This is a genomic window from Clostridium sp. KLE 1755, assembly GCF_000466465.2.
Lineage (GTDB): Bacteria > Bacillota > Clostridia > Lachnospirales > Lachnospiraceae > Eisenbergiella > Eisenbergiella porci.
Genome location: NZ_KE992741.1, coordinates 110,164 through 120,356, shown reverse-complemented (window position 1 = coordinate 120,356; position 10,193 = coordinate 110,164). Strand labels below are relative to the sequence as shown.

Annotated in this window: 7 protein-coding genes; all 7 read right to left on the bottom strand. The window is 47.3% G+C overall.

What is annotated here, in order from left to right; genetic code table 11:
• Positions 1-102: 102 nt before the first annotated feature.
• Entirely contained in the window at positions 103-1,890 is a 1,788-nt protein-coding gene (locus HMPREF1548_RS20900) for a type 2 periplasmic-binding domain-containing protein (protein ID WP_021638545.1), read from the bottom strand.
• Between the two features lie 49 nt (positions 1,891-1,939).
• Positions 1,940-2,830 (bottom strand): carbohydrate ABC transporter permease, encoded by an 891-nt coding sequence (locus HMPREF1548_RS20895; protein WP_021638544.1) that lies wholly within the window; start codon positions 2,828-2,830, stop codon positions 1,940-1,942.
• A gap of 14 nt (positions 2,831-2,844) precedes the next feature.
• Entirely contained in the window at positions 2,845-3,792 is a 948-nt protein-coding gene (locus HMPREF1548_RS20890; protein ID WP_025489351.1) for an ABC transporter permease, read from the bottom strand.
• Positions 3,793-3,914: 122 nt separating this feature from the next.
• Positions 3,915-5,414 (bottom strand): helix-turn-helix transcriptional regulator, encoded by a 1,500-nt coding sequence (locus HMPREF1548_RS20885; protein ID WP_021638541.1) that lies wholly within the window; start codon positions 5,412-5,414, stop codon positions 3,915-3,917.
• Between the two features lie 41 nt (positions 5,415-5,455).
• Complete coding sequence (locus HMPREF1548_RS20880) at positions 5,456-6,259, bottom strand: hypothetical protein (protein WP_035323213.1); 804 nt, start codon at positions 6,257-6,259, stop codon at positions 5,456-5,458.
• 397 nt (positions 6,260-6,656) lie between these two features.
• On the bottom strand, positions 6,657-8,885 hold the full coding sequence (locus HMPREF1548_RS20875; RefSeq protein ID WP_198168665.1) for a glycoside hydrolase family 95 protein: 2,229 nt from the start codon (positions 8,883-8,885) through the stop codon (positions 6,657-6,659).
• 155 nt (positions 8,886-9,040) lie between these two features.
• Positions 9,041-10,193: glycoside hydrolase family 31 protein (locus tag HMPREF1548_RS30115; protein WP_021638537.1), on the bottom strand; the 1,153-nt coding region annotated here is incomplete at its 5' end.

The following is a 10,193-nucleotide window of genomic DNA, read 5'->3' as shown; positions in this document are numbered from 1 at the left end:
GCAGGGGGTTTATTTTTTACTGTGACACAAGAAACATCCCGGCAGAAATATTAAATTTCTGCCGGGATACTTTATTTCCTGCCGAACAGCAGCAGTATTCTGTTATTTTGCATTCGCTGTGTATGCATCATAATACTTCTGATAGGTATCGATATAATTCTGTACTCCCATGCTGTCCAGTTTCTGAAGATAAGTGTCCCAATCCTTATCCACATCCAGATCCCCTGTTACAAACTGTACCGTAGCCTGGTTCACATATCCGCCGATGGTCAGGGTACCTTCGGAAATTGTCTGCGCATCCTGTCCTTCGAATACCAGATTGGGAACAATTGTATCATCCCCGGGATCATACTTTGAATATTTCTCAGCGGCTGCCTGCAGATAATACTCCGTATCATGAGCAGGATCCTCAATCTTCATTTCACCACGGAATCTTGCGGAACTGCATCTGACATTGGCATCGGAGACCCAGGTTCTGTGCTTGTCAGGGTATTCCTTTTCCCAGCCGTTTCCAAGCCAGTCATAATCCTCAGGAATTACATATTTCTGGTAGGTAGGGGTACCGCCTGCAAGAGAAGTTCCTTCCGTCGTCCAATCCCAGCCAAGTCCTTCCGGACCGAATGCCTGAACGTTTGTACCTTCTTCTGTTGCCATGAAGTCAAACAGCGCTACGGCAATTTCAGGATACTTACAATTGGCGGATATACTTCCGATACTAGAACCAAAATAGTTATCAAGCCCTTTAGCGGTCAGCCTTATTCCTTCAGGTCCTGCCACAGGTTCAATCACTTCCCAATCCTGCCATTCGCCGTCTTTATTCGCCCAGAATTCGTCATTCTGAGGTGCTCCGGCCGGATACATGGCCACCAGATGCGCATCTTCATTTTTCAGGGCCGCGGAGAACTGCGTATTATCCTGTGTAAAGGTCTGGTTATCCAGAAGCCCCTCTTTATAAAGCTTACTCATAAAACGAAGCGCTTCGCGGTATTCCTCCTTCATTACGGAATACTCAATTTTTCCGTCTTTCACAACGAGTCCCGCGCCAACCGTAGGATTGGTATTGCTCAAAGGATTATTGCACTGGATAAAGGAATTAATCATCCATACCGTAGGATCGGTAGCCCATCCGCCGATAAATCCGGTCATGGGAATTTCATCCGCAATCCCATTGCCATTGGGATCTTCATTCTTGACCTTCACAAGGAAATCATACAACTCGTCCGTTGTTTCAGGGATTTTTCCTCCATTCAGCGCGTCTACCCAAGGCTTGTAAATGTACATTCTGTTCTGATACCTGCAGTGATAGCATTCATTCTGATCTCCATAGGTATAAATATTACCGTCAGACATAACAAGATCCGCTTTTCTCATCGGACTTTCTTCATTCATTTTATTCCAGTTCGGAGCATCTTTCAAGTAATCATTTAAAGGAAGCAGCAGCCCTTGCTGGCCATAAGACTGTACCTCTGATTTCGTCCAGTTGGTCGCAAGGAAAATATCGGGCATGCTTGCCGGATCCGTCATAACCAGATTCAGCTTGGTTTTCGCATCATCTCCGTCCACATCATATACGAAGTCAAGATGAATATTCGTTTTTTCCTCAATCCAGTCAGTTACATAATTATCCTGATAGGTACCGCCTCCGGTAGTTGTTGCATACACGAATACCGTCATATTCAGTTTTTCTTTCAGAGGAAATTTCACATCACTTACGGATGCAAAATCAAATGCTCCTGCCTCCCCTGTTTCTGCTGCGGCAGAATCTGCCGGAGCTGTTCCCGAAGCAGCAGTATCGGCAGAACTGCCGCAGCCTCCCAGAACAGAACCACATACCGCCAGTACTGTAATGACCGACAGCAGCTTCTTTCCAATCAATCCTTTCTTTCTCATGTGTTTCCTCCTTGTTTCTTTTTCTATAAATGGGTTTTCCCAGTTTATGCTAACCTTTGACAGAGCCGATCATCACGCCCTTGACAAAATATTTCTGGACAAAAGGGTAGATAACCATTAACGGCAATGTACTTATAATAATGGTTCCATATTTTAACATTTCGCTCAGATACTGGTTTTTCGCTATTACCTGAGGATCTACAGACGAACTGTTCAGATTCACCTGAGACATCAGCAATATCCTGCGCAGCACCAGCTGAAGAGGATATTTATCTTCCGAATTGATATAAATCATCGGATTAAAGTAGGAATTCCACAGGGATACCGCAACCCAAAGGCACAATACTGCCACAATCGGCGTGGAAAGCGGAATCACTATCCTGGAAAAAAATTTAAAATCCGAACAGCCGTCCATCTCCGCCGCTTCCATGAGTTCCTTTGGAATGGTCTGCTTAAAAAACGTCCGAGCCACAATCATGTTATAGGCGCTTACCGCTCCAGGGAGAACAATGGCCCACATAGTATCAATCAGTTTCAGATTCCTTACCAAAAGATAAGTCGGAATCAGACCGCCGGAAAACATCATCGTAAACAAGAAAAGTCCTGTAAACAATTTTTGCCCCCGGAAGTCATCCCTGGACAAAGGATATGCCGCAAACAAAGTAAAAACAATGCTAATCAGCGTTCCGACAATGGTATATATGACAGAATTTTTATAACCGGACCAAATGGACTGATATTTAAATACCGCTTTATAACTGTCAAAGGTAAATTCAACCGGCAGCAATCTGACCCTGCCCGCCATCAGCGCGCTTCCTGAACTGAAGGAACAGCTGATAATATAAATAATCGGATATAGGACAATAACAAGAAGCAAGGCAAGCAATACATAGTTAATAAAATAAACTACCTTATCCTGTGTGATTTTTTTCTTTTTCATAGCTCCCACCTTCCTTAAATAAACCCGTTTCCGGTCAGCTTATCCGCAATCTTATTTGTTATCAGAATCAGGACCAGCCCCACTACGGACTGGAATAAACCGATTGCCGTGGAATACGGATAATCCGGAAAGGTGGAAACCAACGATACCTTATAAGAATAAGTGGTAATAACTTCCGACATACTCAGATTGTTCTGATTCTGCATGGCAAGCACCTTTTCATAGCCAATATTCAGGATGCTTCCCATATTCAGAATCATCATAATAACCGCGGTAGGCAGGATAGCCGGCAGATCCACATAGCGAATCCGCTGCAGCAGGGTCGCCCCGTCAATAATTGCCGCCTCATGCTGTTCCATATCCACGCCTGCCAAAGCCGCAATATAAATGATGGCACCGAAGCCTACTCCCTGCCATACGCCGGTCCATACGTACAAAGACGGAAACAGATTCGCGCTTCCCAGGACACTGACACCGAAGGTATCTTTAATAAATTTCCCCAAAATCCCAACCCTGGTATCCAGCATCAGGTTAATAATCCCCACGAACACGATCGTGGAAATAAAATAGGGACAATAAGTAATCATCTGAACGGTTTTCCTGAAAAAAATATTCTTCGCATAATTCAGAGACAATGCCAGCAGAATGGAACACGGCATGGTCACTACCATAGAATAAAGCGAAATAACCAAGGTATTTCTCAAGCACTCTTTAAAATTATAGTTATTAAAAAAACGGATAAAATTGTTCAGGCCATGATTCTCTGCCCACGGGCTGCCCCAGATACCCAGACTGACCTGATAGTTCTTAAACGCCAGCAGCACGCCATACATCGGCGCATAAGCAAATACCAACAGTAAAATTACCGGAAGGGATATCATCAGATACAATTGCCAGTGGGCCTTAAAATAATGTCCGAAGCTTCCCCTTCCTGTTCTTTTCTTTTTCCCCAAGCTTTTCAACGTACATCCTCCTTTGCCTTTCGTTGGCCCAATTATGTTTTATATCCGTTGAAAAGTCCATATACAATCCTTTTTCTCTTTTATACAATTCTTAAGACTGCCCGTTTTATGCGGGTTTCCGGCTATTTCTTCCGGTATTCGGAGGCACTTAAGCCGGTCACCCTTTTAAACGCACGGCAGAAAGAATTTACTGAACCATACCCTACCAACTGCGCAATATCCCCAACGGACAATGCGGTTGTTTTCAGGAAATCCTTTGCCTTGTCGATTCTGATTGCCTCAACATAGGTGGAGAAATTAATTCCCTGCGTCTGTTTGAAAATGCTGGACAGATAAGGCTCGCTGATGCCAAACTGATCCGCCACGCTTGTCAGCGACAGACAACAGTCTCCGTAATTCGTATCTATATAGGAAACAATTGCCGACGCCACTACCTCGGAATCCTGAAGCTGTTTCTGCCTGCCCACATAATCACATACCTGTTTGTATAAATTCAGCGTAGTGGTAATCTGGGTGATCAATGCCGCATTGTGATTTTCTTCCAGCCCCGTATAATATTTCCGGTATTCCTCCTCTTCCATGCCTACGCGCCCCAAAATCCGGAAAAGTACTATCTGCAGCTCATTTAAGAGCATGTGCTGTAAATACACAGAAAGATTATTTTCAATAATATATTTCTTCATGATATCTTCAAGCAAATCATGCAGGCCGTCCCCATCTCCCGCCGTAACGTAATGAGTCAGCTTTACAGACAAATCCTGAGGCGGATAAACAGGGATGCTTCCGGCGGCCTCCCGATACCAGATTACCGCGTTTTCTATCTGTCCGCTCTCGTTATTGAACATGTATGCAGCATTATGGAAAGAATCATAGATTTGATCCAGCCTATCCACCTCATTTCCGCCATAGGCAAACAGCTTTTCCGAAATATTGGAAGGCATGGCTTCCTTAATCGAAAGAACCATTTGTTCTGCATTTTGCCTGAAATACAGCTTCTCCTTCTCCGGCATATTAAGAAGCAGAACAACCTGTTCATCCCCCAAATTTGTATACAGGCTTCCGGGCAGTTCCCTTTCAATCACCTCCAGCAGGGAAAAAACACAGGAACTCATCAGCTGCAGATTTTCTTCCCTGATGCTTTCCGATATCAGATGGAACCGGAAAATAATAATTCCATATACTCTGCCCGCGCAGGGAAATCCTATATGCTCCGCAATCTTGTCAGCTTCCTCCTCTTTAATAAAGCTTCCGAAAATCAATCTGTTAATAAAGGCATTTCTGATATAAGGTTTCTGGCTCTCTATCGCATCCGCCAGCCTGGAATTGGTGGAAACCAGATAATTAAAGGTGGTTTTCAGGCTGGAAAAAACATTCTGATGTCCTTCAAACCGTTCCGTGACCTGGGATACCTGATTTAAAATATCATTTATCGGCGTCGCGCTCTTTACCGACATATGGTAGCTGAGCAGGAGGCCTACCGTCACCCCAAGCAATATAAACAGGCTCAGGATCATAATACTGGACATCATTCTGTCATTAATTACCTTCTGGGGAAGCAGCATGGAATAGATAAGACCGGATTTGCCGGAAAAATAGCTCAGCATCATATACTTTTCCCCCATAAAACGCACCTCTTGCTGCCAGCTACCGGTTTCGGGTGTTTTTACCCCCCCCCTAAAAAATCATGCATTTCTTCCGCCGTCCATGGCTTCTCCGGATTTCCATTCCGCAGATAAAGCAGCCTCCCGGAAGCATCCGTAATAAATTGTATGCTGTTATCAGCGATGGCCGGCATTAATGTTTCCATTACTGACTCTTCCAGATAAATATGTATTCTGCCGTTCCCTGCCCCATCCGGCATCATAAGCGGCCTGGTATAATCAAGCATATTGATCGACTGCTCTTTTTTATAGAGATACTCTTCCATCGGCATCAAGCCGAATGAGCAATCATCATTTTTTATATGCTCGTACCACTCCTCATAGCTTCCGTACTTCTTCTCATGCAGATACAGGTTGTAAAAATCCTCGTAGGTATATGCAATTGTCTTATTAATCACCGTCTCGCTTCTGTCAAAAAAAATAAAATAGTCAAATACCGACTGATTTATCAGGTATAAATCTGGCAGTGATTTTCTCAGTTCATATACTTTATAGGTATTGGCATAACCGAATACTTCCTTTGTCCGTTTAAAGGAATTGACCTGCAGATTGGCCGCCAGGGAATCTCCCAGGTATTCAAATTCATTTAGTACGGTATCCACCAATACCGCCGCATGTTCCAGTTCACTTTCTCTTGCCTTACTATCGTCTTCACTCAAAAGGGAAAGCATCCGGATATAATATAGGCTGCAAATCAGCAACGGTATAAACAGAACCGTAAAATAAGTCAGAAAATAATGCTGAAGCACCGTACTTTGTCTGTTGTCCTTCCTGCGTTTATGTTTCTTGTTTCTGCTGTTTACCATATCCGTATCTCCTGTTTTTTTATTGACAGCCACATATATTTAGCTATACTATTCTCATTCTATTTCATCATCCCAAATGCTGGCTGAAATGTATATATTCTACTTTTAACATGGATTATTCAATTCTTAAGATATCTGGAAAGTTCCCGGTTTTCCGGGATTTTTCACTGTCTGTTGCAGCAAAAAACCGGACTTCCCATACTGCCGGAAGCGCCGGTTTTTTTTCCACAAAAATGAATTTTTATCTGATTTTGTCTGTTGTAAGATACAGCAGCATATAGCTCTAATCTGGTTATTCTTGTCTTTCCGAGTCGCTTTCATACGGGCAGGGCAAAGCGTTGGACTGTCCGGTTAAATCCACTGCCTTACGGAACATTTCCCCTGACGTTTTCCTTCCTCAATACGTCCTCTCCAGACTCTCCCCCACTGCCAAAGCTATGGATTCTTCCGTCCCATTCACCTCAAGCTGCGCCTTAAACTCGTCCTTTGCATCCAGCTTCAGCCAGGTTACCCTGCCCTCATGCCAGCGCATGGAAAGGCTGGCGCCGCCCTTCAGGCAGATCCCGCAGACATTTCCGCCGTTCAGCTTTTCCGGCAGCGCAGGCAGGAGAACCACACGCCCCTGCTGGCTTAACACCAGCATTTCCAATACGGCTGCGGCAGCTCCCAGGTTACCGTCAATCTGGAATACAAAGCCGTCTCCCATGGGGTGATTATCCATCAGGTTCGGGAAGGTCCCTTTTGCCAGCAGCGCCTGCAAATTCTCATACACCTTTTCCCCTTCCCCGAAATGCGCCCATAAACCGATAATCCAGGCCCGGGACCATCCGGTGTGCCCGCCGCCGTTTTCCAGCCTGCGATCCAGGGAACGTCTTGCCGCCCTCATCAGCTCCGGCGTTTCCTGCCAGGTCAGGGTGGTTCCCGGATAAACGCCGTAAAGATGGGAGATATGGCGATGTCCCGGTTCCGGTTCCTCATAATCCTCCATCCATTCCAGCAGCTGGCCGTAACGTCCGGTTTTTAACTTCGGGAATCTGGAACATACCTCCTGTGCCTTCCTGATCCGCGCTTCTTCCTTACCAAGCACGCCGCAGGCCCCGATATAGCACCGGAACAGCTCCTGGAGAATTTCCACATCCATGGTGGCGCCTTCGCAAAGATGCCCTTCCTTTCCGTCTTTTGTACGGTATGTATTTTCCGGGGAAATGGTAGGCGAGGTCACAAGCGTACCATCCGGCCCCTCCGTCAGAAAATCGTAAAAGAAGCTGACGCTCTGCTCCAGGATATCGAAATGCTTTTCCAGAAAATCTTTATCTTTGGTATACAGGTAATGCTCCCATACATGTGTAGCCAGCCAGGCTTCTCCCATAACCCAGAAGGTGGAGGTAATACATAAATCCTGAGGCGCGGTGTCCGCATAGATATCCGTATTGTGATGGGCTACGGATCCCCGGCAGCCATACATGCGGCGCGCGGTTTCCTTTCCGTTTTCCTTTATCCTTTCCAGCAGTTCAAACAGAGGAAGATGACATTCCGCCAGGTTTCCGCTTTCCGCAATCCAGTAATTCATTTCCGTATTGATATTTATGGTAAATTTGCTGTCCCAGGGGGGCGTCAGGCTTTCATTCCAAATCCCCTGCAGGTTTGCCGGCAGGCTTCCTTCCCGGCTGGAAGCGATCAGCAGATATCTTCCGTATTGGAAATAGAGCGAAACCAGGCCGATATCCTCTTTGCCTTCCTTTACTGCCTGCAGACGTTCATCCACAGGCAATGCCTCCAGCCCGGGATCTTCCTGCGCAAAGGCCAGCTCCAGACGTCCGAAAAGCTTCCGGTAATCACGGCAATGGGCGCTTCGGATTTCTTCATAGGTTTTTCCCCACACCCGATCTAGCCTGTCCCTGCATGCCCCGACAAAATCCTCATGCCGGAAGGAGGTTTCCACCGCAAGGTAGATTTCCGCATTCCGGGCATTTTCAACCGTCAGAGTCTGACCGATGATTCCCACAGTTCCTCCCGATATGCGCACACGGGCTGCGACGCAGAAGGATATCCCGCCTTCCCCGCAGCCAGAGGTAAACCAAATCGTATCTCCTCCCCTTACCATTTCGTCCGTCCAGTTATGGCACCTGCCAAGACGGCAGTCAAAGGAAATGCCTTCCCTGCCCTCCGCGTCCAGTCGGACGGCAAGCACGCCATCCGGATAAGAGGAGAAAACCTCCCTGGTATACCGGGTTTCGTTTGCTGAAAATACGACCTTTGCAATCCCTTCTTCCAGATCCAGCTCTCTCCTGTAATCAGTCACTTCCCCCAGGCCCGGCATATCCAGGGTTAATTCCCCTGCCGGCTGATAGGCTCTCTGGGAATCCGGCACCCCGGAGAGGGCGCACAGGGCCAGTCTTTCCGCTTCCTCTATCTTCCCGTCATGCAGCATTTCCCTGATTTTCTGCAGATTTTCCAACGCATCCGGATTGATTCTGTCCAGCGCTTTTCCGCTCCAGATGCTGTCCTCATTCAGCTTGATAAGCTCATGAGCACATCCTCCGTACACCATACCTCCCAATCTGCCGTTGCCCACCGGCAGAGCCTCGCACCATTGCCGTGCAGGACTTGAATACCATAGCTTCATCTTTTTTCCCCTTTCTTTTAACATTCCATCCGGTTCCAGAATAGCAAACTTTATGGAACATGTATCTGTTCGATTCTTAATGATCCCTGTTCTTTTTTTAAGAAATGCTGTCGCCCATAAGGAAAAGTGACGGAAACCCTGCTGAACACTTACTTTTATCCAACAATCTCCACCCTGAATTCACCTCTCCTGAACTCAGTCCTTCCTTCCGTCTTCCATTCCACTTTCCGTTCCTTATCACAATAGGTAATCTGTGTCACACAGTATTCCCCCTTCTCGTAGCCGTAACCGTCCCCGGCGTCTTCATACAGGGTAAAGCTTCCGTCCGCTCCGGCATAGGCCTGAAGGAGAATCTCCACCTGCATATCCGCCGTGCTGCTGCCGGGCTTGGCCAGGGGCAGGATGGAACCCGCTTTTACGAATACGGGAATGCTGTCCAGATCAGCGGCTGCCGTTATCGTCTGTCCGCCTTCGTATTTTTTCCCGCTGCGAAGATCATACCAGGAGTTACCTGCGGGCAGGTATACTTCCCGGCTTTTTTCCGTTTTATCAAGGACTGCGCCGCCCGCCTCATAATACATGGGCTGCGTTACCGGGCAGACCAGCAGGGACGGACCGAACATGTACTCGTCCGCAATGTCCAAAGCCCTCTCATCCTGCGGGAAATCAAAGGCCAGAAGGCGCATCATGGTTCCGTCCTCCCGCCATACCTGTCCGGCCAGCGAATAAATATACGGCAGCAGGCGGTAACGAAGATGGATCGACGCAAGGATTGCATCATAAAACGGCTCGCCCTTTTTCCCGAAATTCCAGGGCTCCCTTCTGCAGTCCGTACCGTGGCTGCGGAATATGGGCAGGAATGCGCCGTACTGGAACCATCTGACATACAGCTCCCGGTATCCGGGATCCGCGCAGCCTTCTTCATAATCTCCGTTCCAGAACCAGGGTTCCCCCTTCTTTACAAAAAAAGCACCGATATCAAGCGTCCAGTAAGGCAGGCCGCTGGCACAGAAATGCAGGCCCGCCGCAATCTGCTTTTTCAGGGTATCCCAGCTGGCATACGTATCGCCTGACCACAGAATCGTTCCGTATTTCTGGCTTCCGGCATAGCCGTTCCTGGTCAGGTTAACCACTCTTTTTTCCTCTGTGCAGGAGCGCTGCCCCTCATAGAGCGCGCGGGCGTGATACAGTCCGTAGGCGTTGCTTTTCTGGAGGGGCATGCAGCTGCCGGCAGCCTCCACGAATTCCCGGTACATTTCTCCCGGCTCCGGTTTGCACCGTCTTCCCCATTCCGGTGTGACCGGCTCG

Excerpts from the sequence above, each read along its gene's own strand:
- HMPREF1548_RS20885 (WP_021638541.1), bottom strand. The coding sequence starts at position 5,414 with ATGGGGGAAAAGTATATGATGCTGAGCTATTTTTCCGGCAAATCCGGT.
- HMPREF1548_RS20900 (WP_021638545.1), bottom strand. The coding sequence starts at position 1,890 with ATGAGAAAGAAAGGATTGATTGGAAAGAAGCTGCTGTCGGTCATTACA.
- HMPREF1548_RS20880 (WP_035323213.1), bottom strand. The coding sequence starts at position 6,259 with ATGGTAAACAGCAGAAACAAGAAACATAAACGCAGGAAGGACAACAGA.
- HMPREF1548_RS20875 (WP_198168665.1), bottom strand. The coding sequence starts at position 8,885 with ATGAAGCTATGGTATTCAAGTCCTGCACGGCAATGGTGCGAGGCTCTG.
- HMPREF1548_RS20895 (WP_021638544.1), bottom strand. The coding sequence starts at position 2,830 with ATGAAAAAGAAAAAAATCACACAGGATAAGGTAGTTTATTTTATTAAC.